The organism is Bacteroides sp. 51 (assembly GCF_010500965.1).
GTDB lineage: Bacteria > Bacteroidota > Bacteroidia > Bacteroidales > Bacteroidaceae > Bacteroides.
Window position 1 is genome coordinate 38819 of the sequence record NZ_QVMI01000030.1, and the last position, 25826, is coordinate 64644.

The 25826-nt window shown below is 42.3% G+C and carries 24 protein-coding genes and 1 riboswitch; of the genes, 10 read left to right on the forward strand and 14 right to left on the reverse strand.

Translation table 11 applies throughout. The features are described from left to right. Positions 1 to 104: 104 nt before the first annotated feature. The 5 genes from D0T87_RS18575 to D0T87_RS18595 all read left to right on the forward strand — a co-directional run bounded on the left by D0T87_RS18575 (position 105) and on the right by D0T87_RS18595 (position 9790). Positions 105 to 686 (forward strand): RNA polymerase sigma-70 factor, encoded by a 582-nt coding sequence (locus D0T87_RS18575; protein ID WP_163176828.1) that lies wholly within the window; start codon positions 105 to 107, stop codon positions 684 to 686. Between the two features lie 30 nt (positions 687 to 716). Beyond that, positions 717 to 1706, forward strand: coding sequence for a FecR family protein (locus tag D0T87_RS18580; RefSeq protein ID WP_163176829.1), 990 nt, complete (start codon positions 717 to 719; stop codon positions 1704 to 1706). A gap of 159 nt (positions 1707 to 1865) precedes the next feature. Next, positions 1866 to 5126, forward strand: a complete 3261-nt coding sequence (locus tag D0T87_RS18585; protein WP_163176831.1) for a TonB-dependent receptor — start codon at positions 1866 to 1868, stop codon at positions 5124 to 5126. Positions 5127 to 5148: 22 nt separating this feature from the next. Beyond that, a complete protein-coding gene (locus D0T87_RS18590; protein ID WP_163176835.1) occupies positions 5149 to 6795 on the forward strand; it encodes a RagB/SusD family nutrient uptake outer membrane protein in 1647 nt (548 codons plus the stop codon). Positions 6796 to 6832: 37 nt separating this feature from the next. Continuing rightward, positions 6833 to 9790: a sugar-binding domain-containing protein gene (locus D0T87_RS18595; protein WP_163176837.1), complete on the forward strand. Its 2958-nt coding sequence runs from the start codon at positions 6833 to 6835 to the stop codon at positions 9788 to 9790. Between the two features lie 135 nt (positions 9791 to 9925). Here the strand turns inward: D0T87_RS18595 and D0T87_RS18600 are convergent, their stop codons facing one another. The 13 genes from D0T87_RS18600 to thiD all read right to left on the reverse strand — a co-directional run bounded on the left by D0T87_RS18600 (position 9926) and on the right by thiD (position 21473). Further along, positions 9926 to 10525 carry a type 1 glutamine amidotransferase family protein gene (locus D0T87_RS18600; RefSeq protein WP_163176838.1) on the reverse strand — a complete coding sequence of 200 codons (600 nt, stop codon included), beginning with the start codon at positions 10523 to 10525 and terminating at the stop codon, positions 9926 to 9928. A gap of 129 nt (positions 10526 to 10654) precedes the next feature. After that, the gene (locus D0T87_RS18610; protein ID WP_163176841.1) at positions 10655 to 11494 is read right to left on the reverse strand and encodes a methylated-DNA--[protein]-cysteine S-methyltransferase; all 840 of its coding nucleotides are present in this window, start codon (positions 11492 to 11494) and stop codon (positions 10655 to 10657) included. Continuing rightward, the gene (locus D0T87_RS18615) at positions 11491 to 12135 is read right to left on the reverse strand and encodes a methylated-DNA--[protein]-cysteine S-methyltransferase (protein ID WP_163176843.1); all 645 of its coding nucleotides are present in this window, start codon (positions 12133 to 12135) and stop codon (positions 11491 to 11493) included. Before D0T87_RS18615 ends, D0T87_RS18610 begins: the two co-directional genes overlap by 4 nt. Further along, positions 12119 to 12763 (reverse strand): methylated-DNA--[protein]-cysteine S-methyltransferase, encoded by a 645-nt coding sequence (locus D0T87_RS18620; RefSeq protein WP_163176845.1) that lies wholly within the window; start codon positions 12761 to 12763, stop codon positions 12119 to 12121. Before D0T87_RS18620 ends, D0T87_RS18615 begins: the two co-directional genes overlap by 17 nt. Before the next feature lie 86 nt (positions 12764 to 12849). Beyond that, positions 12850 to 13953 (reverse strand): metallophosphoesterase, encoded by a 1104-nt coding sequence (locus D0T87_RS18625; RefSeq protein WP_163176847.1) that lies wholly within the window; start codon positions 13951 to 13953, stop codon positions 12850 to 12852. A gap of 151 nt (positions 13954 to 14104) precedes the next feature. Then, positions 14105 to 14812: a HesA/MoeB/ThiF family protein gene (locus D0T87_RS18630; RefSeq protein WP_163176849.1), complete on the reverse strand. Its 708-nt coding sequence runs from the start codon at positions 14810 to 14812 to the stop codon at positions 14105 to 14107. 295 nt (positions 14813 to 15107) lie between these two features. Continuing rightward, positions 15108 to 16223, reverse strand: coding sequence for a 2-iminoacetate synthase ThiH (thiH, locus tag D0T87_RS18635; RefSeq protein ID WP_163176851.1), 1116 nt, complete (start codon positions 16221 to 16223; stop codon positions 15108 to 15110). Next, positions 16223 to 18010 (reverse strand): phosphomethylpyrimidine synthase ThiC, encoded by a 1788-nt coding sequence (thiC, locus tag D0T87_RS18640; protein WP_163176853.1) that lies wholly within the window; start codon positions 18008 to 18010, stop codon positions 16223 to 16225. The genes thiH and thiC overlap by 1 nt, the downstream gene beginning before the upstream one ends. Positions 18011 to 18044: 34 nt before the next feature. Beyond that, the gene (locus D0T87_RS18645) at positions 18045 to 18812 is read right to left on the reverse strand and encodes a thiazole synthase (protein ID WP_163176855.1); all 768 of its coding nucleotides are present in this window, start codon (positions 18810 to 18812) and stop codon (positions 18045 to 18047) included. Positions 18813 to 19097: 285 nt separating this feature from the next. Next, on the reverse strand, positions 19098 to 19730 hold the full coding sequence (locus D0T87_RS18650) for a thiamine phosphate synthase (RefSeq protein ID WP_163176857.1): 633 nt from the start codon (positions 19728 to 19730) through the stop codon (positions 19098 to 19100). Next, a complete protein-coding gene (locus tag D0T87_RS18655) occupies positions 19727 to 20341 on the reverse strand; it encodes a thiamine phosphate synthase (protein ID WP_163176859.1) in 615 nt (204 codons plus the stop codon). The genes D0T87_RS18650 and D0T87_RS18655 overlap by 4 nt, the downstream gene beginning before the upstream one ends. A gap of 4 nt (positions 20342 to 20345) precedes the next feature. Further along, positions 20346 to 20546: a sulfur carrier protein ThiS gene (thiS, locus tag D0T87_RS18660; RefSeq protein WP_163176862.1), complete on the reverse strand. Its 201-nt coding sequence runs from the start codon at positions 20544 to 20546 to the stop codon at positions 20346 to 20348. A 99-nt stretch (positions 20547 to 20645) separates the two neighbouring features. Next, positions 20646 to 21473, reverse strand: coding sequence for a bifunctional hydroxymethylpyrimidine kinase/phosphomethylpyrimidine kinase (gene thiD, locus D0T87_RS18665; protein WP_163176864.1), 828 nt, complete (start codon positions 21471 to 21473; stop codon positions 20646 to 20648). After that, positions 21464 to 21556: riboswitch (TPP riboswitch) on the reverse strand. Its footprint overlaps the gene before it by 10 nt. Positions 21557 to 21926: 370 nt before the next feature. Here thiD and D0T87_RS18670 point away from each other — a divergent pair. The 3 genes from D0T87_RS18670 (at position 21927) to D0T87_RS25175 (ending at position 24025) form a co-directional block, all read left to right on the forward strand. Then, the gene (locus D0T87_RS18670) at positions 21927 to 22535 is read left to right on the forward strand and encodes an HU family DNA-binding protein (RefSeq protein WP_163176866.1); all 609 of its coding nucleotides are present in this window, start codon (positions 21927 to 21929) and stop codon (positions 22533 to 22535) included. Between the two features lie 79 nt (positions 22536 to 22614). Next, complete coding sequence (locus tag D0T87_RS18675; RefSeq protein ID WP_163176868.1) at positions 22615 to 22887, forward strand: zinc ribbon domain-containing protein; 273 nt, start codon at positions 22615 to 22617, stop codon at positions 22885 to 22887. A 10-nt stretch (positions 22888 to 22897) separates the two neighbouring features. Next, on the forward strand, positions 22898 to 24025 hold the full coding sequence (locus D0T87_RS25175) for a GyrI-like domain-containing protein (protein ID WP_370526919.1): 1128 nt from the start codon (positions 22898 to 22900) through the stop codon (positions 24023 to 24025). Here the strand turns inward: D0T87_RS25175 and D0T87_RS18685 are convergent. Continuing rightward, on the reverse strand, positions 24006 to 24536 hold the full coding sequence (locus D0T87_RS18685; protein ID WP_163176870.1) for a DJ-1/PfpI family protein: 531 nt from the start codon (positions 24534 to 24536) through the stop codon (positions 24006 to 24008). The two genes, D0T87_RS25175 and D0T87_RS18685, sit on opposite strands and share 20 nt — an antisense overlap. Before the next feature lie 167 nt (positions 24537 to 24703). On the opposite strand from D0T87_RS18685, the gene D0T87_RS18690 reads away from it, so the two are divergent. Continuing rightward, positions 24704 to 25057, forward strand: coding sequence for a helix-turn-helix domain-containing protein (locus tag D0T87_RS18690; protein WP_163176914.1), 354 nt, complete (start codon positions 24704 to 24706; stop codon positions 25055 to 25057). A 40-nt stretch (positions 25058 to 25097) separates the two neighbouring features. Further along, entirely contained in the window at positions 25098 to 25628 is a 531-nt protein-coding gene (locus D0T87_RS18695; protein WP_163176872.1) for a GNAT family N-acetyltransferase, read from the forward strand. Positions 25629 to 25826 lie beyond the last annotated feature (198 nt).

The following is a 25826-nucleotide window of genomic DNA, read 5'->3' on the forward strand; positions in this document are numbered from 1 at the left end:
TTTACACGACTTAAATAATTAAAGAAATAAACTTGTGTAAAGTCGTATATAACTACCCTATTTTTTTATACCTTTGTTCTATTGCAACCTTTCTAATACCAAATATGAAAAACACCGATGACTTTACTTCTAACATTGATGAACAACTTTCCAAAGCGTTAAGAGATGGAAATGAAAAAGCCTTTCTTCTCATTTTCAACACCTACCACAAAGTGCTATATGCACTGGCCTACAGATATTTAAAATCAAGAGCAGAGGCCGAAGACGCTATTCAACACACCTTCATGCGCTTGTGGGAACAACGGGAAGTGTTTCATTTCACTACTAGTCTGCGTAGCCTCCTGTTCACCATCCTGAAAAATTATATTCTGAACGAATTGCGCCACCGGCGAATCGTTTTCGAAAAACATTATGAGTTGATGCAAAAAGATGAAGAAATAGCAGAAGATATAATAAAAGCACTGGAAGATACGGAATTACGCAATCACCTGCGTGCTGCCATCAACGAACTACCCGTACAGAAAAGAAAAATATGCCTTCTGAAAATAGAAGAAGGGCTATCTAACCAGGAAATTGCCGATAAACTGCAAATAACCATACCCACCGTAAAGTCTCATTATACCCAAGCCATTAAGCAGCTACGTCAGGTTATTGACAAATTGATACTCATACTTTTATTCTGCTGAGGTGTTTTACTAATATAATTCTAAGAAAAAATGAAACCAGATAAAAATATAATAGATAAAGTACTCAATAATACAGCTTCCCCTGATGAAGCCAAACAAATTGCCAATTGGTTTGCCACCGATGAAGGACAAGCCTACCTCTCGCATAGACTTGCCAGTGAATCAGCAGAAATAGGAGAAGAAGAAATTGATGAATGGACAAAAGGAAGCATCCCCACAGACAGAATGCAGAAACGTTTTCTGGAACAAATCAAACCCCGCCACCAGTCATGGAAGATATGGAAAGCGGTAGCAGTCATCATCCCTTTCCTACTGCTAAGTACAGCCTTAGGCTTCCTGGCCGACAAAACAGGCATATTCTCCGAAACACAATATGTAGAAATTGTAGTACCGTATGGAGAGCGCATGCAAGTGATATTACAGGATGGCACCACCGTAGAACTCAATTCGGCTACTACACTTCGCTATCCGAAACAGTTTGGACTATTCAGCAGGAAAGTAGAACTTTATGGTGAGGGCTATTTTAAAGTAGAAAAAGAAACCTCCCGACCATTTTCGGTAGAAACAAAGCATCTGAAGATTGCCGTAACAGGCACCCAATTCAACGTGAAAGCCTACCCCGAGGATAGCCGCATATTTGTAACCTTGGATGAAGGCGGTGTGCTACTGAAAGGAGCCGGAGATAAAGAATACCATTTGATCCCCGGCGAAATGGCAGTATACGATTGGCAATCCGGCAAATGCGGAATCAATCGTCCCGAAGATATAGACAGCGTAAAGGCATGGCGCACAAACAGCCTTAATTTCTATATGGCACCTTTAAGGGATATTATTAAAGTAATGGAACGGCAGTACGACACCCGGTTCATCATCAATGACTCTACCCTATTAGATAGCAAATATACACTATCGACCAGTAAAGTTAATGTAGCAGATGTGTTGCATGATCTGGAAATGGTGTCGCGGATAGAATTCGTTGAAGTAGAAGAGAATACATTCGAAATCAGAATAAAACAATAAGTATCATTCCTATCGACACATATACGGGGCTTTTAGACAGTCTCGTATTTTTTTTGAAAAAAAGTACGCCCCTACTCATACCTTTCCCAACATGGCGTGTTAGCTTATATGAAGGCCTTCAAGAAACAATTTAAACTATAAATTAATATTTAATGCTTTATGAAATCACGATTCAGAACAAAGAAAATACTTCTTCTGGGCGTTTTGCTATTTGGTTTATCCATTACCACCTTTGCACAAGAAGTCTCCCTCAACTATAATAATGTTGATCTGGAGGAAGTATTATTATCTATTAAGAAACAAACCGGCTATAGCCTTATATTCAGTGATCAGGTACTGGATGTGCACAGGAAGATAACGATAAAAGCCGAAAAAGAAGAACTACCCCATGTGCTGACCGATCTCTTTGAAAACAGCAATGTAGCCTTTGAGATAAAGAACAAAAAGATATATTTCATTCCCAGGCAACAGAAAGATTCAACACCCACGGAGCCCAATACGATATCCGGTATCGTATCCGATGAGAATGGCGAACCCATTATTGGTGCAAACATCCTGGTTAAAGAAACTAGCAACGGAGCAATATCTGATTTGGAGGGTAAATTCTCTCTTATCAATGTACCCAAAGATGCTATTCTGGAAGTATCCTTTATCGGATATGACAACCAGGAACTAAAACTGAAGAATGAAAAAAAGATAGCCGTCATCCTCAAAGAAAACTCTACACTTCTTGAAGAATTAGTGGTTATTGGCTATGGAACAGTACGTAAACGCAATCTTACGGGATCTGTATCGCAAATCAACGCCGAACAAATCCAGAAAGCACCAGTCACAAATATATTGCAATCAATACAAGGGCGTATACCCGGTTTACAGATAACTCAAAATTCTGGACAACCCGGAGACGGAAGCAGTGTATTGATTCATGGTAAGCAATCCATAAACGGGACCAATGCTCCTATTTACGTCATTGACGGATCAATATCGGAGAATATCAATGGACTCAATCCGCAAGATATTGAAACGCTCACTGTATTGAAAGATGCCTCGACCGTAGCCATTTATGGTTCGCGTGCAGCTAATGGAGTTATTGTAATTAATACAAAACGTGGTAGACAGGATGACAGAACGACAATTACCTTCAAAACAGAACAAAGTTTCCAGCAAGAGAGTAATCTGAAATTCAAATTCTTAAATGCCGATCAATGGCTGGAAATAGCAACAGAATCATATACCAATGCAGGAAAGAATGTGCCTTGGACCACCGCAGAACTTGAAAAAGTAAAAGGCATTGATAATTGCTGGCCCGATCTAATGAAGCGCACAGGATATCTGACCAATAACAATTTGTCAATAACAGGAGGTAGCAAGAACTCGAATTATTTTATCTCTTTGAACTATTTACATAACGACGGAATAATCAAAGACCAAAGTTATAACCGCGTAAATCTGCGTTTAAATAGCGACCATAAAATAGGATCAAGACTTAAATTTGGCCATTCTATTAACATATATTCTTCAAAGCAGAAAACACAACGGGACTTTGATTATTTGAACACCTATTCAGTAGCATTCCGTATGACACCTTTCAATGGAATGTATGATGAGAATGGTGATTATGCAACCATCTCAAGCAGCTCTTTACAATCCGATACTCCAACACCGGCATGGATGCTTGATAATTCCGAAGTTTCCATTCATGATAAAGGCATTGATGGCAATCTTTATTTATCAGTTGACATCCTGGAAGGTTTAAAGTTTACAGCTCGTGCCAGTGGTGATTGGAAAAACCGATTTACCGATGATTTTATTGGAGCAATGGACAAGAAATATGGTATGCAAGGCAGTAATGTAAATAGAGTGATGAAGAAAAACGCCGAAACATTCCATTGGATTATTGACTATATTATTGACTATCAGAAAGTATTTAAACAAGACCATGAAATTTCTGCAATGCTGGGATATTCGGCCGAGAAACAAACTTTCCAAGACCTGATGGGCAGTAGAGGAAACACTCCAAGCAATGAAATTCACTTTCTTAATGCCGGTGATCCAAGTACAGCTCTGAATGATAATTCATGGACTGAATGGAGTTTCCTATCCCAATTCGGTCGCTTGTCTTATTCCTATAAAGACAGATATTACTTTAATGGAGTCATTCGTAGGGACGGCTCTTCACGATTGGCCCAAGATAAATATGGAATTTTCCCTTCCGTTTCGGCTGCATGGCGAATAAAGGAAGAAAAATTCATGAGTGGATTAGAATGGATGAATGAGTTAAAACTCCGGTTAAGTTGGGGAAAGGTTGGTAATGTTTTGAGTATTGACCCTTATGGAACTTCTATTTACCTAAACCAACGCAATGCGGTATTTAACCAGAAAGTTGTTTCCGGATACTCGTTTACTAATGCAGTGAACCAGGATTTAAAATGGGAAAGTACCGAGAAAAAGGATATAGGATTTGACCTTTCGATGCTTAACAACAGACTCTATGTGGTATTTGACTACTATATAGAAGATACTAAAAATTTACTTTTCAACCAGCCCATAGCAAGTTCCGTTGGACTTATGGGCAGCCCTTACATAAACGCAGGGCATGTGCGCAATAGAGGTATAGATTTTGAAATTGGATATCGGCAAACAATCAACAACTGGAAATTCGATGTGAGTTTCAATGCTTCACATATAAAGAATGAAGTGATTGACCTTGAAGGAAGAGATTTAGACACATCGGGTATAAAGGAAGGATATCCTATCGGAAGTTTTTATGGATATGTTTCTAATGGAATTATCCGCACTCAGGAAGATCTTGATAATAATCCTCATTTTGCAGGCAAAGGAATCGGTGACATTTGGTTCACAGACATCAATGGTTACGACGAAAATGGAAACCTGACAGGCAAACCTGACGGCAAGGTTGATACAGCCGACCGTACACTTTTCGGTAAAATATTTCCTGATTTAAGTTATGGTGTAACGGGGAGCCTGAGCTATAAAAACCTGACGTTGCAAATACAATTGCAAGGTGTTCAGGGAATAGAAAAAAGCATGTTAGCAGGAGGTCTGATTACCGACATGTTTAGTGGAATGCCAAATGCCGAAGCAGATTATATTTTGGATCGATATAGTGATAAAAATCCAAAAGGAAAATACCCTCGCGTTATTGCAGGTGATCCGGGGCGCAATCAAAACATGTCCGATTTCTGGCTGATAGATGCATCTTATTTAAGCATCCGCAATCTTAATCTAAGTTACAATTTCCCCAAGAGTTTTTGTAACAGAATGGGAGCCGTAGGAATTAATGCTTATGTTGGCGTACAGAACCTTTGGACATTTGGAAATGAATACTCAGAGATTACCAATACCAGAACAATTCCTTTTGCACGGACTTGCACATTCGGACTTCAAATTACACTTTAATCCGTATCAAATAAATATTAATATGAACAGATATATATTTAAAAAAGCACTTATTGCATGCTGTTTCTCCATATTATTTGCAGCATGTTCAGACAGTTTTCTGGATATACAACCCAAAGACAAACCAGGTGATGATAATTTCCTGATGGACCTATCGTCTGCTCAACAATTGGTGGTTGCTTCTTTTACTCCCCTTGTAACCGAGGTTCAAATGTATGCAAAGCGTTTTGGTATTATTTGCGATGGCTTGTCTGATGACAGTGGACTTAGGATAAACGGGAACGAGTTCGTTCAAATATTAGATTGGAATATTACTCCCGACATGAGCTATGTCGGTGATTGGTGGAAATTTTCTTACCAAAGCATCAATGCTTCCAATTATGCTATTAAGAACATCCCTACTTTAAAGAATAAAGGGTATACAGATGCAGACCTTAATGTTTACATTGCCGAGGCACGTTTTATGCGTGCATTCAACTATATGTTTCTGGTTACTTTTTATGGAGATGTACCCCTGATTCTGGAACCTCTCTCCTCTTTTGACCAATATTCACAGCCACGTTCTGCCACCTCAACAGTCTATACACAAATCATCGAAGATTTTCAGTTTGCTAAAGAACACCTCAGCAAAGACGGAGCAGGATACTCGGGTATGCCAACCCGCGCAGCCGGTGCTGCTTATCTTGCAAAAGCATATTTGTATCAAAAGGATTATGCTAAAGCAGAAACTGAAGCACGCGATGCTATTCGCATTGCCGAAGAAGATGGCTATTATCTGATAGATGATTATGCTTCTATCTTCAGCATTGACAATGAGGAAAATCCCGAATTACTGTTTTATTTATCTTACGAGCGTAATAGCGGCCTATGGGAACAGGATTTCTGTGTAGAGCGTAATGCGCGCGATGTCCCCACCGAACTAAAATATATACAAGGTGGCGAAGGTTGGGGATATTGTCTTCCCTCGCGCAGTCTCTATGACGCCTATGAACCTAATGATCCAAGACGTGACTATACGTTATTCTCGGAAGAAACTACTTTTGGAGTTTACACACCTTCTAAGCCCCTTACCCTTGATTTCCACAGTTATGATAGCAATGGAACTCCCATTACCACACCCATAACCTATAATACAGGAGATGATGTTTTATACGACTATACCTGGTCGCCAACCGGATTGAATGTAAAGAAACTGACAGAAGATCTTAACGGGCTTACTAATGTGCGGTTTGCCGGACTCGATTGGCCTTTGATGCGTATGGCCGACCTTTATCTATTCCTGGCAGAGACCCTAGCAGAGCAAGGAAAAGAAGAAGCGCTTGTATGGGTGAATAAAGTCCGGTCAAGAGCCTCTGTCAACATGCCTGCAAAAACAACCGCCGATGGTTCTCTGATAGATATTGTTCGCCAGGAAAGAAGAGTAGAACTAGGCATGGAGGGTCAGCGTATTTTTGATCTGCTTCGTTGGAATGCAATCAAAACGACTTTTGGTGATGGAAAACAGGTAAAACTCCACTTTTACTCAGATTATCTTCCCGCAACAAGCAGTGATAAATACAAGACAGTATCTGGATTATCTAAATATCCTACAGATCATATTCTATTCCCAATCCCACAATACGAGATGGATCAGAATAAAAATATCATCGAAAACAATCCGGGTTACTAAAAGAAAGTCAGTTTTTCAATGGTAATATATATATTTTATGTATAAACATGTTTCAGTATTATTAGTTGTACTTCTATTAGGGTTCTCTCTTTCACTTTCAGCCAGAACCACATATAATTTTAACGGTTCATGGCGTACACATTTGGGCGATTCCCCCGGAAGTACAACTGCAAATTCCTTTTTTGGCCACCCTGAATTTGACGATTCAGGGTGGAAACCCGTCACATTACCACATACATTCAATGAGGACGATGCTTTTAGGGTACCCATACACCATCTTACGGATACTGTGGCCTGGTATCGTAAACACTTCTTTCTATCCGGGAATGATAAAGACAAACGCGTGTTTATTGAATTCGAAGGTGTCCGTCAGGCTGCCGAAATTATGATAAACGGATACTGGATAGGTCGGCATGAAAACGGTGTTATGGCATTTGGCTTTGATCTTACTCCTTATATTAAATTTGGTCAGGATAATGTTATAACAGTACGGATCGATAATGATTGGTCGTATAAGGAGAGAAAAACCGGAGTAACCTTTCAATGGCAGAGTAGAGCCTTCAATGCAAATTATGGAGGGATCTCTAAAAATGTTTGGCTCCATGTAGTTGATAAAGTTCATCAAACTCTTCCGCTTTACAGTTCTTTAGGTACGGTTGGTACTTATATTTATGCGGATAGGATGGACATACAAAACCGAATAGCAACCATCTATGCTGAAAGTGAAGTTGAAAATTCATCGGAAAAAGAGGTAAGCGTTTCATTGCAAATGATTATATCCGACCAGGAAGGAAAAGTAGTAGGCAGCTTTGAGGGATACAAACAGCTTTTAAAGCCATCTGCAAAAACTGTTCTGAGCGCCCAGGGTGATATGGACAATGTTCACTTCTGGAGTTGGGGATATGGTTACCTTTATAATGTAACTACACGCCTTGTTGCAGACAATAAGATAAAAGATGAAGTTACTACCCGTACCGGATTCCGTAAAGTCCATCTTTCAGAAGGAAAAATCTATCTCAATGACCGTTGCATTATGCTACACGGATTTGCACAACGTTCTACGAATGAATGGCCGGGAGTAGGCCAATGTGTTCCGGCATGGATGAGCGATTATAGCAATGAGATGATTGTGAATGGAAATGGAAATATGATACGCTGGATGCATATTACTCCCTGGAAACAAGATGTAGAATCTTGTGACCGTGTTGGTTTGATCCAGATAATGCCCGCAGGCGATGCTGAATATGATACGCAAGGACGGGAATGGGAGCAACGTTTGGAATTAATGCGCGATGCTATTATCTACAATCGCAATAGCCCAAGTATCTTATTTTATGAATCGGGCAATCGCGAGATATCGGCTTCACACATGAATGACATGAAGGTTATACGTGATACTTATGACCCGTTTGGAGGGCGTGCAATTGGTTCGCGTGAGATGCTGGACATTAGAGAAGCGGAGTATGGTGGCGAAATGCTTTATATTAACAAGAGTGCATCTAAACCGCTTTGGTCGCATGAATATTGTCGCGATGAAGGATTGCGCAATTATTGGGATGAGTATAGTTATCCTTATCATAAAGAAGGTGATGGCCCCCAACATGGCAAGGTACCCCCCAATGCTTATAATCATAATCAGGATCGGTTTACAGTAGAATTGGTAAACCGTTGGTATGATTACTGGCGCGAACGCCCGGGCACGGGAAAACGGGTTTCTTCCGGAGGTGCTAAAATTATATTTTCAGATACGCAAACACATAGTCGTGGGGCCGAGAATTATCGGAGAAGTGGTGTAGTAGACGCACTACGTATTCCCAAAGATGCATATTTTGCCCATCAAGTCATGTGGGACGGTTGGGTAGATACGGAGAATCCCCGTTTGCACATTGTGGGACATTGGAATTATGATAATAACGTAGTAAAACCGGTGTATGTAGTGGCGAATACAGATAGCGTAGCTTTATTCTTGAATGGAAAGGCCATAGAGCACAGTCGCCAAGACTATCATTTCTTATTTACCTTTGACAAGGTTGCTTTTGCACCCGGAAGACTAGAAGCCATTGGCTATAATGATGGTAAAGAAGTGGCTAAAGTACAGCTTGAAACAACCGGCCCCCCTTATCGTGTCAAACTATCTACCATTGAAGGCCCTCAAGGACTGATGGCCGATGGAGCTGATATGGCAATCATACATGCTGATATGGTGGACAAGGAAGGAAGGCGATGCCTTCTTGCAGATAACATGCTTTCTTTCACTGTTTCCGGAGAAGCGGAATGGCGTGGCGGCATTGCGAAAGGACCGGAAAATTATGCTTTGGCAACTTCATTGCCTTTGGTTTGCGGACAGAATCGTGTACTGCTTCGCTCCACGACTACTCCTGGTGCTATTAGGCTTATATGCAAGGCTGACGGAGTGATTGGAGATACAATAACCCTTAATTCACAATCTGTAGTTATGAAAAACGGATTGATGATGAAATCCGGACGGGATTATCAAAGATGTGTTCTTACTCGCGGTGAAACCCCTTCAACTGCTTCCTATACAGATTTGAAACGTCAAATTAAGATTAATTCCGCAAAAGCAGGGTCTAATTCTTCGCGTGCATATTCTTCTTTCGATGATAATGAACATACTGCATGGATTAGCATTAATGATCTTGATTCGGCTTATATTTCTTATCAATTGGCCGAGCAGGCTCATATCTCAGAGGTAGTACTTAAACTTCATGATTTCCGAAATATCAGTTATCCGCTTGAAGTATCAGCTAATGGCAAGGTTATACACCGCACTGTTACGGATAAAAGTCTGGGATATGTACACTTAACTTTTCCTCCTGCGTTTACTGATCAACTTACCGTAAAACTCTTTGAACCCTCATTCCCGAACGAGGGATATGGACAGATCATTGAATACGGAGATGAAAACCGTGACATGAAAGATTATAGTAAGGACAACTGTACACTTTCGATTTATGAGATAGATATTCTTGAATAGATTCACTTCGTCATTGCGAACGCAGTGAAGCAATCCAGATTCTACGTTTTGTGGACTGGATTGCTTCGGGTCCCCCCTCGCAATGACGTAACATAATTGATTTATGACACAGGTAGTAACCCTCTTGACACATCTTTATTTCGGAGAAAGACCATTTGTGTAAAACAGGTAACTTTCCTCTATTATTTCCGGGGTATCCGCTTCTAATACATATAAGACTTCACGGCAAAATTCCAATGGCGAAGTTCCGTTGGCAGTAACGATCTTTCCATCCCTTACAGCTTGTTTATTAATATAATTATCCTCTCCGGTGTATTTATCACCTGCATATTGCTTCAAATAATCAATACCGTTACTTGTATGCTTTACACTGTTGAGATATCCATGCATACCGAGGAATACTGATGCGTTACATATTCCGGCAACTAATTTATTCTCTTCGATTGCTTTTTCTACAAGTGGAACAATTTGTCCTGCTTCAGGCGAGAACCAGCGCATGCCACCAATCAATATCAAACCGGCATGATCTTCCGGCATATCACTCAGATCATAATCAGGTAATATCCTGAATCCGCCTATTGAAGTGATCGGATCTTTGGTTATAGACATCGTTTTTACAGTATATTTTACCGGGCTTCCGGGTTTAACTCCCAGATTCAGACAAGTAGCAATATAGGCCCCTTCCCAATCTGCAAACTCATTTAAGAGTACAAAAATGACTTCTTTCTTATTCATAATCAAATTATTGATAGTTTTCTAGTAGTAATAGTTGATTCGCATTATTTATAATACTTACCTGTTGTTTCTATTGGAGTAATTTCAATTATCCCAGTTGCTTTCATCATTTTCTCAGGAAAGCTCAGATTACCGTTTGGCAGCCTCCCAGCCAATAATTGCATTTTTCCTTTCTTCGCCGTAACGATAGTTCCCAATTATGCCGGAGGCTTGTATAACACGGTGGCAGGGAATTAAGAATACCACCGGATTATTGCCCAGCGCAGTTCCTACAGCCCTTTGTGCTCCCCCATGACCGGATTTAAGTGCCAGATCAGCGTATGTAGTTAATCCACCGCTTGGAACTTGAAGTAAGGTTTCCCAGACTTTCAATTGGAAGGCGGTTCCTTTAAGATGTAACTTGATTTCATCAAGCTTGCTCCAATCCTGGGTAAACACAAACAAGGCATTCTGTTGATTCCTGTCAAGGAACTGTCTGTAAGATGCGTTAGGAAAAGCCATTTTCATTCTATCCAGTGCACCTTGCTCGCCTTCATCAGCGAATGTCATGTGGCATACACCTTTTTCCGTGGAACCTATAATCACTGCTCCGAATGGAGTGTCGGCAAAAGAATAATTAATGGTCAATGATTCGCCACCATTCTTATATTCACCAGGGGTCATCCCTTCGATATTCACAAACAAGTCATGCAGGCGACTGGTGGTCGACAACCCCACCTCATCGGCTACTTCAAACAACTTAATACGGGTTTCCTTCAATACTTTTTTTGCATGTTCAACACTTAAATATTGTGCGAATTGCTTGGGCGTAATTCCAACCCATTCATGAAACATACGTTGAAAATGATATTGACTGAGATGAACATGTTCTGCAACCTCCCACAGCTTCGGCTGTTTCTGATAATTCTTTATCAGGAACTCAATTGCTAACGCTATTCTGTCGTTATCTATTTCCTGTTGTGTTTTCATGGCTGTAACTCGTAGGCTAAAAGTTGTTTCTTTATATCCGTTCCCCAATGATAGCCTTGCATACTCCCGTCATTTTTAACAATCCGATGGCAAGGAACAATATAACTCACAGGATTTGCACCCACCGCCGAGCCAACAGCTTGCGCCGCCCCGGGATCATCCGATAGGGAACCATAGGTTGATAATCGCCCTTCAGGGATACGTAACAATTGTTTCCATATACCAATCTGGAAAGTAGTTCCTTTCATGTGAAGTGGAATAGTAAGTTCATGATTGCCGTTACAGTATTCGACTGCCAGCATTTGGAACTCGCTAACTTCCTCCACCATAGGTTGTTGGGGGAATCTGCGTGTAAAATCAGTTTTGATCTCTGCCTCATTCTTGCAAACAATACCTAAAAAGCATAACCCTTTAGGGGTATTGGCTAGTAGTAGTCTGCCTAGTTCTGTATCCTGGAAGGAATACTGTATCGTTTCATGATCATCATCCGGCATCCAATCAATAAACAGAAGGTTATCCGGAGCATCACCGTATTTATCCATCGGCAGGGTACGTTGCCTGATAGCCTCCTTTCCGAGTGTTCGTATCTCGAAGAAAGGATCTTCTAATTGTTCCTTTATCTCACTAAATATAGCTTTCATTATTATCAGGCAAAGTAGATGTATTTTCTGGAATATAGTTGGCAAACTCCCATGCAAGCAATTTCTTCTTCACGTCTTCTCCCCAAAAATACCGGTCAAAACTACCGTCGGTTTTGACAGCCCGATGGCAGGGAATAATCCAGAAAATAGGATTTCTACCGTTTGCCGTTCCTGCCGCCCGCGAATATTGAGCACTTCCTCCGAGAGTTGCATAGGAGATTACTTTACCGTAGGGAATTCGGATTAAGCGTCGCCATATCTCTGTTTGATAGGGAGTTCCCCGCAAATGAAATGTTATATATTCATTTCTTTCTCCATTAAGAAAATGGAGTACCTGTTGTTGCAGAGGTGTTTGTTTTTCTATCCGGACAGCGTGTCTGAACCTCTTATTGAAGTCTGAAAATACATCTTCCGGTTTACCTTGTACTAAACCCAGATAACATATACCTTTGGATGTATTTGCTGCAAGAACCTGCCCAAAGGAAGTGACAGAGAAGTAATACTCAATAGGCAGTGTATCGTCCCCGGACAGCCAGTCGAGTATTTCAATGTCTGCCCAAGGAATTGCCGGCAACTCTTCAATCATATGATCGAGAACGTTTTTTTTGTTCAGTCGGGAATGTTTCATATTTACATATTATGCAAATATACTTATATCCCAGCATACAAAGAATCCGAAACTTGCTAATTTCCGGTTGATATAATAATCTTCTATTATTTAAGACTGATCACCACATATTCCGATTGTGTACCGATACGATATTTACCACCCCACAATCCCATGCCCGAGCTAACATAAAAATGGGTGTTCTCTTTCTGTTTATAGCCATGAGATACTTCATACATCGCATTTGTAATCCATGAAATTGGCCATACCTGCCCGTGGTGCGTGTGTCCGGAGATTTGTAGATCCACTCCATGAGCAACTACTTCATCGAGTTTATGAGGCTGATGATCTAATACAATGATTGGTTTCGATTTATCCAGCGAGTCAGTCAGTTCCCAAATAGACTTCCTACCATAGTACGAATGGTCATCACGTCCGACAATATAGAATTGACCATTAATTAGTTGAGAGGCATCCCTTAGTAAGTGGATTCCTGCTTCTTCATAGAATTCCGTACTCTTATCCGCACCAGCTATATACTCATGATTTCCCATGACACCATATATACCATATTTAGACTTGATCTGTTTAAAAACCTCAGCCATGTTTTGGTCATATAGCGGACGTACATCAAAATCAATTACGTCACCTGCCAACAATACAATATCCGGTTGTTCTTTATTGATCATTTCAACCCATCCGGCAAATTCATCCCTACCGATACTATTTCCTAAATGCAGATCGCTTAATGCTACTATTTTCAGTGGAGTGTTCAAATGATTGGTTTTACTTACTGTAATATCAAGTTCCACCCTTTCTTTATTCAGGTATTTATTGTAACCATAAATAAATACCACAGCTACAGCACCTACAATCACAGCAAAACTTATCCAGTTTTTATAGAGTATGGCTTCAACAGGAACACCCGGAATGATACGTAAGATATCCAGTATCAGGAATATGATCAAGAAGTAGATCGACATGAATATCCACGATGAACTAACGGTGTACATGATCGACACCAAACCTTGGGGTAGAAACTCACGTCCGAAGAAATAGCCAAAGAAGCCAAGTATTACTGCAATACCAACGCCAATAACAATACCTCTAAGAGCTACCACAGGAGGTAGCATATAAACTAAACGATAAAAGACATAGAAGTTGATTCCCAGGAAAAAGAGAATCATCAAGATAAAATAGACTGCTTTCATATTGCGTTATAATAGGATTTTATGATGCATCAATAAATACTTCCCCAAAATAAGGTGGGAAGAAGCATTTGAATAGACAAAAGTAAACCATTCAAAAGATTTATCAAAGAAGGCTTATAGGAAAATCCTATTATTTAGAATAAATAACTATTTATGGCACTAACGGGTTGACTTTCAAGCATTGGAAAAGCATTGTACGTCCATCAATAATTAATAAGCGGTTGGTTAACAAGTCCCCTATTCCTGTGAAATATTTAATCACTTCGGTAGCCTGGATGCTTCCGACTACGCCTGCCATAGCTCCAAGTATGCCTACCTGAGAAGAGACTACCCGGCTTTCGTCGGCAGGTTGTCCACTAAATATATCACGGTAACAGGCGTTTCCGGGTGTATATGTCATGACTTCACCCTGTATGGCAATTACCGAGCCGTGTGAGTATGGTTTTTGTAGTTGTACGCAGGTATCGTCTATCAGGAATTTAGTTGCGAAGTTGTCGCAACAATCTACAATGAAATCATAAGAGGATATGAGTGTAGCTGCATTATCAGGGGTAAACTTTTCATTATAGGTGATAATCTCAACCTCAGGATTGAGGGCATGTAGTTTATTGGAAGCTGAAAGGACTTTATCTGTACCGACATCTTCTGTAAAGTGAAGAATCTGGCGCTGGAGGTTGGACTCATCAACTACATCAAAATCGACAATTCTAAGTGTGCCGACACCTGCGGCAACTAGATAGAGGAGTACAGGCGAACCTAGTCCACCACTGCCTATCACAAGCACTTTGGCGGCTTTGAGTCGGGCTTGGCCTTCTTCGCCAAAATCTTTTATTAGGATGTTTCTGTTATATCGTTCCATATTATTCCGGGTATTGAGGGTGTGTCATAAGTCGATTTTGTCACGTCATTGCGAGGGGTTACCCGAAGCAATCCAGCTCACAAAGCGTGCAAACTGGATTGCTTCACTACGTTACCAATGACAATATCCACCCCCTGCCCCCGCCAGCGGGGGATACGATGCCGCAGGTATCCCCCGCTGGCGGGGGCAGGGGGTGGATATTGTCATTATCAAATAGTTCTATATTTTAATATAGTGGCAACTCGCAATGACGAGGTGGATTTACTGATTTATGACACACCTCCCTACATACTTATCACTGTAAACTTAAATCCCAGTCTTTCCACACAACTTCATATCCCTGACTTTTTACTGCGTTGAGTACTTCGGCGGGGCTACGATCATCGTTTACTTCAAACTGTTCCAGCTCTTTCTTATATACAGCATATCCTCCCGGGTCGGTTTTTGATCCGGCGCTCAGTGAGGTTATGCCAAGCGTAGTCATGTTGTCACGGAATGACTGGTTCTCGCGAGTGGACAAGGCTATTTCTACATCATGCTCAAAAATTCTGTAAGCGAAAATGATTTGTACCAGTTCCCTATCAGACATGATCACATTCGGTTGAAAGCCTTTTCCAACATGCGGACGCATACGGGGAAATGAGATTGAATATTTCGTTTGCCAGTAGTTCTTTTGCAAATAACGTAAGTGCAGAGCCATCATTGTGGCATCTGTACGCCAATCTTCGAGGCCAATCAATACACCCAAGCCCATTTTGTGTACACCGGCTCTTCCCATACGATCGAATGTATCCAAGCGCCAATCGAATTTTGATTTCATGCCCTTGGGATGGTATAACTTATACCGCTCTTTGTTGTAGGTTTCCTGATAGCAGTATACTGCATTCATACCCGCTTCGGTCAACCCGACATATTCGGCTTCTTTCAATGGTTGCACTTCAATGGATATAGACGAGAAATAGGGTTTGACTAATTCTATGGCATGCTTTATATAGTCGGCTCCGGCATCACGGGGGTTCTCTCCGGTTACTAACAGGATGTGTTGAAAATCGCCGATCTTTTTAATTGCTTCTACTTCCTGCAAGATTTGTTCATCGGTCAGAATGATCCGGTGGATATCATTATTATGGTTGAAGCCGCAATATACACAGTGATTGACACAGGAATTCGTCAGGTAAAGTGGAACATAGAATTGTATGGTCTTTCCGAAACGTTGTTGGGTGTACATACGGCTTTGTACGGCCATTTGTTCCAGATAGGGTTCGGCTGCGGGAGAGATTAACGACATAAAATCGTCTATATCCAGTCTGGCTTTGGACAAGGCACGCTCTACGTCCTGACCGGTTTTGGAGTAGATTTGGGTTTTAATCTCTTCCCATTTATATTGTTCGATTTGTTCTTTAAAATCCATTATTTCAATTTATTACTATCTGTAGAAACTTGGTCTGATCCACCCGCATGGCAACCTGGGCGTGCCGCCTCGGCACCCGCATGGCAACTTGGGTCAAGCGCCTCGCTTGGCATTTCTTTAGTTAGTTTCATGGCACAGAAGTGAGGTCCGCACATGGTACAATGCCCACTGTCATCGTCAAGTCGTCCGGCTTTATAATATTCGAGTGCTCTTTCCGGGTCGAGTGATAGGTTAAACTGATCTTTCCAACGGAAGTCAAAGCGTGCTTTGCTCAATGCATTGTCTCTGACCTGCGCGCCCGGATGTCCTTTGGCAAGGTCGGCAGCATGAGCAGCTATTTTGTAGGTTACTACTCCCACGCGTACATCTTCTCTTTCCGGTAGGGCAAGGTGTTCTTTAGGAGTAACATAACAGATCATTGCTGTTCCGTAACGGGCAATTTGTGCGGCACCGATGGCAGAGGTTATATGGTCATATCCGGGGGCAATGTCTGTGGTTAAGGGGCCTAAAGTATAGAACGGCGCTCCGTGACAGTGTTTTAGCTGTTCATCCATGTTGGGTTTGATTTTATGCATGGGCACATGTCCGGGGCCTTCTATGAGGACTTGTACATGATGTTTCCATGCGATTTCCGTCAATTCGCCCAATACAGACAACTCTGCAAATTGCGCCGCGTCATTGGCATCGGCTATGGACCCGGGGCGTAATCCATCGCCCAAAGAAACAGCTACATCATATTGTTTCAGTATCTTGCATATTTCCTCAAAATGGGTGTAGAACAGGTTTTCTTCGTTGTGCTGGGTCATCCAGTTGGCTATGATAGAGCCTCCACGGGATACGATTCCGGTTACACGGTTTTTCACTAATGGCAGATGTGCACGTAACAGTCCGGCATGGATAGTAAAATAATCTACTCCCTGCTCGCATTGTTCAATCAGAGTGTCGCGGTAGATTTCCCAGTTCAGATCGACGATCTTTCCGTTTACTTTCTCTAGTGTTTGGTATAGGGGAACTGTTCCTACCGGGACGGGGGTATTGCGGATAATCCATTCACGGGTTTCATGGATATGATCGCCTGTAGAGAGGTCCATCAACGTATCTCCTCCCCATTTACAACTCCAAAGTGCTTTCTCCACTTCTTCGTCAATGCCGGATAGTAGAGCAGAATTACCGATATTGGTATTGATCTTCACCAGAAAGTTTGTCCCGATGATCATTGGCTCTGCTTCCGGATGATTGATATTTGCAGGAATGATGGCCCGTCCGCTTGCCACTTCTTCGCGCACAAACTCTGGGGTAATGTGGGTTTGGATGCCCAGTTCTTCATTCTGTAAGTTCTCGCGGATAGCTACGTATTCCATTTCGGGGGTGATGATGCCTTGGCGGGCATAGTACATTTGGGAAACCACCTGTCCGGCTTTTGCCCGGCGCGGGAAATTGATTAATGAGAAGCGGATTTCATCCAATGAGGTGTTGAATAGGCGTTCATTGCTGTAGGTAGAGGTAAAAGCGTGGAGCTTTTCCGTGTCGCCACGAGCGGCTACCCATTCTTCACGAATCCGCGGCAAGCCTTTGGTGATATCTATTTCTATATTGGAGTCGGAATATGGGCCACTGGTGTCATAAAGGGTCACTGCCGGGTTTTGTTCTACCAGTTTTACTCCATTCGTAATTTTGATGGTATCTAGCTGGGTTACTGAACGCATTCCAACTTTAATATCATGCATCTTTCCTTTGAGGTAGATCTTGGAAGAGGATGGATAATGTATGTTTTGAATCTTTTTCATTGTTCTATATTGTTTTTATTCACCACTCATTTTCTCACCGCAGAAACGAAGTTAACGGGCTACTGGCTTCGGCTACAATTGCTTTACCAGCCAAACGGGCTTCATAGGCCATGCGGCCGCTTTCTACTGCCAGACAGAAGGCGCGTGCCATAGCTACAGGGTCGCCTGCAACTGCTATCGCTGTGTTCACCAGTACGGCATCGGCTCCCATTTCGAGGGCTTCGGCTGCGTGCGATGGTGCTCCGATTCCGGCGTCTACTACAACGGGGATGTTGCTTTGTTCGATGATGATTTCCAGTAGGTCGCGGGTTAATAGTCCACGGTTGGTACCGATGGGTGCTCCGAGTGGCATGACGGTTGCTGCCCCTGCCGATTCCAAAAGTTTGCACAGTACAGGGTCGGCCTGGATGTAGGGTAAGACTACGAATCCCAGTTTTGCCAGTTCTTCGGTTGCTTTCAGGGTTTCTATCGGATCGGGTAACAAGTAGCGGGGGTCGGGGTGTATTTCGAGTTTCAACCAGTTGGTTTCAAAGGCCTCGCGTGCCAGTTGTGCGGCAAATACGGCTTCTTTGGCGTTGCGCACTCCCGATGTGTTGGGTAATAACTGTATGCCGGGCTTTTTGATATGTACCAGCATGTCGTCGTTTTTGTTATCCATGTCCAAACGTTTCATGGCGACGGTGACCATTTGCGTTTGGGAGGTAATGATTGCTTCGCTCATTACAGCGTTGGAACTGAATTTTCCTGTTCCAAGAAAGAGCCGGGAATCGAATTCTTTTCCGGCGATGATTAGTTTCTTCATATTTTTATGGTTTTACGTTATTTCACCATCCACCCCCTGCCCCCGCCAGCGGGGGATACCTTGCGGAGACACTGTGTAGCGCAGCCTATCCCCCGCTGGCGCGAGGCTGTGTAAAAACTCCCATTCGTCATTGCGAGGAACGAAGCAATCCAGCTTATATGCCTTGTGAACTGGATTGCTTCACCCACGGTTCGCAATGACGTACCTGATCCTGAGTTTTTACACAGCCTCGCGGGGGCAGGGGGTGGATTTGGCGCAGTATAGAATTAACTCCTTTCCACACCATTATATCAAACTCTTTATAACCCTCCGCACCTCCTCTATCGGATCTTCTGCTTGTAAAATAGTAGAAGATAATGCAATGCCCGATACTCCAGTGGCCATTAGTGTGGGGATATCTTCAACTGTAATTCCTCCAATGGCCAATATTGGCAGGTGGATACCTGCTGTCTGACATTGGGAGATTATATCTCTGTATCCCGCCAATCCAAGGATTGGGCTTAAATTCTTTTTCGTAGTGGTAAAGCGGAAAGGACCTAATCCAATATAATCCGGCGGCAAACCGCATGGTGAGGTTACAAGATGATGGATATCCTCGAATGTATTAGCGGTACTTCCTATAATAAAACCATCTCCCAATATGGCACGTGCCTCACTGGGCGACATATCCGATTTACCCAGGTGGACGCCTGTTGCCCCGACACGTTTACAGATTTCCACATGATCGTCAATATAGATTCGCGCCCCGTAGCTGTCGCAAAGTGCTTTTGCTTCATACGCGGTTTGTTCTACTTCATCGAGTGGGCTATCCTTCATTCTTAACTGGATTTGCCGGCAACCACCTTTCAGGGCTATTTCCACGGATTGGATGTGGTTGTACTTTTCCGTACTGTGGGTAATAAATAATAATCCGTTCATAACACATTGTATTTGTTGCATTCGCGCTTCAGTTCATTAAACTGTTGCAGTAATGTATCTTCGTTTTTATCTTCTTCGTATCGCTGCCAAAGGGAACCTAACACAGCGACTCCTCCAAATCCAAAGGTGGCAGCTTGTTTGATTTCTTTCAGGGAAATACCGCCCAAGGCATATACCTTCCGGTGGATCGTTCCGTTGTTGCGGGCCTTGATTAATTCTTCTTCTGTGAAAGCTCTGGCATATCCCGCCTTTGAAATACTGTTGAATATAGGGCTAAGAAACACATAGTTGTACGCTTCCGAGTCTTCCAGTTCACTCCATGTATGGCATGATTTGCTCATAGAAAGTCCTCGTTTTGCAGGAGGGGTTGGGTTCCTGCGGTTCAAATGGACGCCTTTTAAATTGAATTCCTCTGCCAGCCTGAAATGGTCATGCAAAACGATGCGTTGATGGTGGGCTACATCTATGTCCATCAACAGGAGTCGCAGGTCTTCGAGACTGGAATGGGGTTTACGTAAGTGTAATGTTTCCAGCCCCTCGGAGAACAGGCGATTGATGGCAAGAGCTTCATCTTCCAGTATTTTCTCGAGGGTAATAACAATCAGTTCCATTCGCTTATCCTCCTGATACGGCATGAATCAACATGAGCTCCATTTTATCTGTAAGCACGGTTTCTTCCCATTTTTTTTGAGGAATGACTTCATAGGCTATGGCTACGGCAACGCCTTGGGGCTTTATTCCTATATTTTGCATGAATGCAGCCAGCGTAATGCCTTCTTCAACCGTATACGGTTTTTGGTTTACGTATATAATCATATTTTATTTCTAATGAATTAATTTATTTAGTTCAACAGGGATTGGGTAAATCCCTGATTTAACTGATGTTAGTTATGAGGGTTTCTGCACAGTTTTACATCACTCCATTTTCATCTTAGCAGGATCAAAAAAATGATTAAGCGGTCCATTGCCATTGCCAATTATTATTTCTTTACCTGCCAGGATGGCGGATGTTACATATTCTTTTGCCAAACCGATAGCCTCAGTAAGTTCATACCCCTGCGCTAAAAAAGCGGCGATTGCAGAAGAAACAGTACAACCGGTTCCATGCAGATTCGCAGTTTTAATAAAGTCAGAAGAGAAAGTAGCCATCGGTTTATCAGGGGTAAACAGCATATCAACAGCGTGTTCCCCTATCATATGTCCGCCTTTGATCAGCACGGCACGGCAACCCTGCTCGAGCAGAACTTCTGCCGCCAGATGCACGTCGGATGTTTTCTTGATGATCACACCCGACAAGATGGAAGCCTCTATAATATTAGGAGTTATCAGTGTAAGCCGTTTGTAGAGTAGTTCGCGGATGGCATGACTCACATTCGCCCTTGTAAGCGGCGAGCCGGTGGTCGATTTCATCACCGGGTCCACAACAAGAGCGGGCAAGCGATAGGTATCCATAGCCCATGCCACCATCTCTACGATTTCCGGTGTGGGGAGCATCCCGGTTTTAACCACCTGAATGGTAAAATCATCTAAAACAGCTTTTAGTTGTTCGCGGACAACCTCGAAAGGAAGGATTTCTACAGACCGTACTTGCAGTGTATTCTGCGCGGTAACAGCTGTTATCACCGAGGTTCCATATACGCCTAAAGATGAGAATGTTTTAAGATCGGCTTGTATGCCTGCGCCGCCTCCGCTGTCGGAACCGGCAATAGTCAATGCGGTAAGATATTTCTTTTTCTGTTCCATATGATCATTCCTACGGCGGCATTATCCGCATCAGGTTGTAAGGGTTTGATCTCAGCCATAAGTAGGCACCCCTTGATTGCTATGGCGCAAAGGTAATGCTTTTTTCGTACAATCAAACTTTCTGGAAAAAGAAATATAATATTCGCACCAAACTGGTGTTTTCTTTGATTAGTTCGTATCCTTTTGTATCAATCCACCCCAGACGCCCTCGTTCGAACACGTATACCTTAAGAAAAGAATCTGCATAAAACAACTATCAGATTCGCATAAAATAACTATCTTTATTGCACGATTTAAGTTAGCCGGTTACAACCAGCTCATTGGCCGGTTGCAACCAGCCAATGAGCTGCTTGCAACCGGCTAACTTAAAAGACACACATTTAAAAGATAAAAACAACACATCCGAAAATTAATTTATTCATATTTTGAAATTACTTACTTAACTCTGACCATATGGCCTATTACGACTTAAAAAAGAAACCGTCCCTCACCACCAAAGAAGGTGAAAAAGAAGTGTATTATCCGCAATGTGTCAGTGCTGGCACCCTTTCGCAAGATAAACTGGCAAAATTGACTGCTCAACGTACCGGTTTTAATGAAGCAGAGATAAAAGGAATACTGATGGGACTATTCGATACCGCAACAGACTGGATGAATCTGGGGTTCAGCGTAGAACTGGGAGAATTCGGGTATTTCACCGGGAAAGTGAAAGGACGCCTGGTAGAGAAAAAAACAGATATCCGCTCACCATCCATCCGGTTTAACAATGTCAACTTCCGCCCCTCAGCGAAATTTAAAAAAGCACTGAATGGCGAACTGTCACGCGTACCATCCATTAAACTCCGCGAATCCAGCAATCTAAATATGGAAGAATTGGAAAGCCTACTGACAAAGCATTTAGAGGAAAACGGCTTTATCAACATCATCAACTATAGCCGGTTGACGGGTAGGTTGAAATGGAAAGCAGCACAAGACCTGAAATATTTTGTAGAGAAGGGAGTGATTACGAGCCGGGGACGAGGAAATCAGAAACATTATATAAAGGTAAAGAACGCTGATTAATATAGCAAGAATGGACAAAAACCATTTAAACACAAGACGCTATCTTTGCCAAAGTAAACCAATAAAAACAAAATTAATTATGGAAGCTACATTTTGCCAAAGCTGTGGTATGCCGATGACCACCGCAGATCAGTTCGGTACAAACAAAGAAGGAAGTGCAAATCACGATTATTGCGTGTATTGCTACAAAGAAGGCGCATTTACAGAAGATGTAACAATGGACGAAATGATTGATCATTGTGCGCAATATCTGGATGAGTTCAACAAAGAAAGCGAAAAACAAATGAGCAAGGAAGAGGCCATTGCACAGATGAAGCAATACTTCCCTACCCTGAAACGCTGGAAAAAGTAAAAAGAAGAAAGTGGATACACCACTACATTTTTGTCAGAGCTGCGGCATGCCTATGGTTGCCGCAGACCACTTCGGGACAAACTGCGACAATACTCCCAGCGAAGATTATTGTTGCTTCTGCTTTCGCGAAGGCGGGTTTACAGATAACGGAACGATGAATGACAAGGTCCAGGAAAACCTTCATTATCACGACGAAAACGAATACCACAACGGCCGGCGATATACCATCAACGAAGCGGAACTCTACCTCCGGGTCATGCTGCCCACGCTCAAACGCTGGGAGTCGCACAAACATACACACTTGGAATATTACCAATCGGTGAACCGCGTAATGGAGTATATCAACGAACATCTGACGGAAAGCATCAACCTGTCCGATATGGCCAAAGTGGCACATATCTCCGATTATCACTTCCACCGGATATTTAAAGCCATCATCCGCGAAAGCCCCGGAGATTACATCCAACGGTTAAGATTGGAAAAAGCCGCATTTAAACTGCAAACCACCGGACAATCGCTCGCCGAAATAGCCGAACAAACAGGATATCAAAGTCCGCAGGCACTATCCAAAGCGTTTAAGAAGCGATACCAACTCTCGCCCATAGCTTTCCGCAAGAATCCGGCCATCCTGAATGTAACGGTAGAACCGATCATAGACATACCGATGAATCCGGAAATCAGGCAAGTCGCCCCTAAAGAAGTAGTGTATCTGCAAATCGTAAACCCATTCGGAAGAATGGACTCATACATTGAGGCATGGAATAAACTCGTCCGGTATGTGGGAGCAAATGGAATACCCAACGATGAGAATGAATACATTTGCCTGAGCCGCGATATGTCTTCCATCACCCGTCCGGAACAGTTTAGAATGTACGCTTGTATCACAACCAATAAGCCAGTTAAGCCCAGTGGAAAATTCGGTATTCAAAAAGTAGAAGGCGGACGGTATGCCGTATTCACTTACAAAGGCTCACACAAAGAACTGGAAAATGTGTATTGCAATATTTACCGCTATTGGATACCCCGAAGCGTACACACGCTCCGGGATAATATTTCCTTCGAAAAGTATCTGAATACACCTAATGAAGTGAAAGAAGAGGAATTGGTGACGGAGATATTTATTCCGATAGAGCCTTAATCACCTTATCCATCATCATCCAAATAGCATTCTCCGTCTCGGCCGTATAAAAATGACCATCAACCGCAAACTTCTCATCGGTTGTTTTACCATTCTGAATAGCCGGTTTAGCCAACGGATGAACAGCCAGCGTCTTACCCGCCGTAATTCCAGCACTTTCGAACATCATAGCAGCGGCACAATGGCCAATCATCATCTTGCCCTTATCGCCGAAAGCCTTAATCACAGCCAACATATCCTGATTATAAGACTTATCGGCATACTGAGCAAATACAGGCACCGCATCGCCACACCCAAAAACCAATGCATCGTATTCATCTTCGTGCCCCTTCAGGTTGGCAACCACATCATCGGTAAACATAGTAATACCGGAATTCGTTTTAATCTCTTTCGTATCTGCCACCGCAAACACCCGGTACGAAATACCATTCTCAAAGAACGCCTCCAGATACTGGAACAAACCAAATCCATTTACCGGATTCACGGCCAAAACCGCAACTTTTTTTCCCATAACATGCTATTTTTAGAGTACTACAATAGTTATTTAAAGTAAGTTCATTACTTTTGTATTGCAAAGTTAGGAGTTCGGATTCAATGAAACAAGAACGAACAAGAACATAAGATACTTACCTTTAAGTAACCATTATTGAATATCAAAGGAATATGAACGAAAAAAATATAAAAAACTTTCACCCAACCGGAACCTGCCCGATCCGCGACATTCTGAGCCGACTAGGCGATAAATGGTCCATGCTTGTACTGGTTACATTAAATGCAAACGGTACCATGCGTTTTAGCGACATTCACAAAACAATAGCCGACATATCGCAACGCATGCTGACAGTCACCTTACGATCATTGGAAACAGACGGGTTAGTATCCAGAAAGATTTACCCGGAAGTACCACCCCGCGTGGAATACGACCTGACGGAAACAGGCAAGAGCCTGATTCCACATCTCGAAAATCTGGTAGAATGGGCCTTGACCTATACTCCTGATATCATAGAGAACAGAGAAACGGTGCACGTTTAATTGCACGTATAACCAAAGCAATACTTGCATACCTTTTGCCATGAAACAGTACATCGAAACCCAACGACTAATTCTTAGGGGCTGGAAGGAAGAAGACATTCCGCATTTTCTCCAAATGAATCGCAACAGTAAAGTGATGAGGTATTTCTTAAAGAAAGAATTAACCGATCAGGAATCACTTGATATGCTACAACAGATCAAAGGCGAACTTGACCAATACGGCTATGGAGTCTATGTGGTAGAACGGAAAGAAGATCATCATTTTATCGGTTTCATAGGCTTTCATCACTATCAACTGAATATTGACGATTCTCCGGAAATAGAAATCCTTTGGCGAATCATCCCCGAGGCTTGGGGAAAAGGGTATGCCACCGAAGCTGCTTCGGCTTGCCTGAAATATGCTAAAGAGGTATTGAAACTGGAAAGCATTTACGCTTTTACATCATTGCCTAACAAAGCATCGGAAAGGGTCATGCAAAAGATTGGGATGAGGTGGGTAAAAGAATTCAATCATCCGCAAGTTCCACCCGAACATCCTTTATACCGCCATGTGCTCTATCAGGCAGAATGAGGCTATCTAAGAACTCCTTTGGAGGATGTAGGAATTTTGAGATAGCCTCTTCAAAATAGGGACAAAACTTATCACCATACATTATTAAAGTAAGTTTGATATAAGGGGTCAATCCGAAAAGGGGTCAATCCGAAAAGGTTGAGTTGTTAAATTAGGCACATAATTTAGGTGGACTAGTAAAATTATCTCTTTATTTTA

Bases quoted from the DNA above. Each gene is read 5' to 3' on its own strand.
- D0T87_RS18630 (WP_163176849.1), bottom strand. From the start codon at position 14,812: ATGGAACGATATAACAGAAACATCCTAATAAAAGATTTTGGCGAAGAA.
- D0T87_RS18600 (WP_163176838.1), bottom strand. From the start codon at position 10,525: ATGAATAAGAAAGAAGTCATTTTTGTACTCTTAAATGAGTTTGCAGAT.
- D0T87_RS18595 (WP_163176837.1), top strand. From the start codon at position 6,833: ATGTATAAACATGTTTCAGTATTATTAGTTGTACTTCTATTAGGGTTC.
- D0T87_RS18675 (WP_163176868.1), top strand. From the start codon at position 22,615: ATGGAAGCTACATTTTGCCAAAGCTGTGGTATGCCGATGACCACCGCA.
- D0T87_RS18615 (WP_163176843.1), bottom strand. From the start codon at position 12,135: ATGAAAGCTATATTTAGTGAGATAAAGGAACAATTAGAAGATCCTTTC.
- D0T87_RS18620 (WP_163176845.1), bottom strand. From the start codon at position 12,763: ATGAAACATTCCCGACTGAACAAAAAAAACGTTCTCGATCATATGATT.
- D0T87_RS18625 (WP_163176847.1), bottom strand. From the start codon at position 13,953: ATGAAAGCAGTCTATTTTATCTTGATGATTCTCTTTTTCCTGGGAATC.
- D0T87_RS18585 (WP_163176831.1), top strand. From the start codon at position 1,866: ATGAAATCACGATTCAGAACAAAGAAAATACTTCTTCTGGGCGTTTTG.
- D0T87_RS18655 (WP_163176859.1), bottom strand. From the start codon at position 20,341: ATGGAACTGATTGTTATTACCCTCGAGAAAATACTGGAAGATGAAGCT.
- thiC (WP_163176853.1), bottom strand. From the start codon at position 18,010: ATGAAAAAGATTCAAAACATACATTATCCATCCTCTTCCAAGATCTAC.
- D0T87_RS18670 (WP_163176866.1), top strand. From the start codon at position 21,927: ATGGCCTATTACGACTTAAAAAAGAAACCGTCCCTCACCACCAAAGAA.
- D0T87_RS18590 (WP_163176835.1), top strand. From the start codon at position 5,149: ATGAACAGATATATATTTAAAAAAGCACTTATTGCATGCTGTTTCTCC.
- D0T87_RS18685 (WP_163176870.1), bottom strand. From the start codon at position 24,536: ATGGGAAAAAAAGTTGCGGTTTTGGCCGTGAATCCGGTAAATGGATTT.
- thiD (WP_163176864.1), bottom strand. From the start codon at position 21,473: ATGGAACAGAAAAAGAAATATCTTACCGCATTGACTATTGCCGGTTCC.
- thiS (WP_163176862.1), bottom strand. From the start codon at position 20,546: ATGATTATATACGTAAACCAAAAACCGTATACGGTTGAAGAAGGCATT.
- D0T87_RS18575 (WP_163176828.1), top strand. From the start codon at position 105: ATGAAAAACACCGATGACTTTACTTCTAACATTGATGAACAACTTTCC.
- thiH (WP_163176851.1), bottom strand. From the start codon at position 16,223: ATGGATTTTAAAGAACAAATCGAACAATATAAATGGGAAGAGATTAAA.
- D0T87_RS18645 (WP_163176855.1), bottom strand. From the start codon at position 18,812: ATGAAGAAACTAATCATCGCCGGAAAAGAATTCGATTCCCGGCTCTTT.
- D0T87_RS18650 (WP_163176857.1), bottom strand. From the start codon at position 19,730: ATGAACGGATTATTATTTATTACCCACAGTACGGAAAAGTACAACCAC.
- D0T87_RS18580 (WP_163176829.1), top strand. From the start codon at position 717: ATGAAACCAGATAAAAATATAATAGATAAAGTACTCAATAATACAGCT.
- D0T87_RS18610 (WP_163176841.1), bottom strand. From the start codon at position 11,494: ATGAAAACACAACAGGAAATAGATAACGACAGAATAGCGTTAGCAATT.
- D0T87_RS18695 (WP_163176872.1), top strand. From the start codon at position 25,098: ATGAAACAGTACATCGAAACCCAACGACTAATTCTTAGGGGCTGGAAG.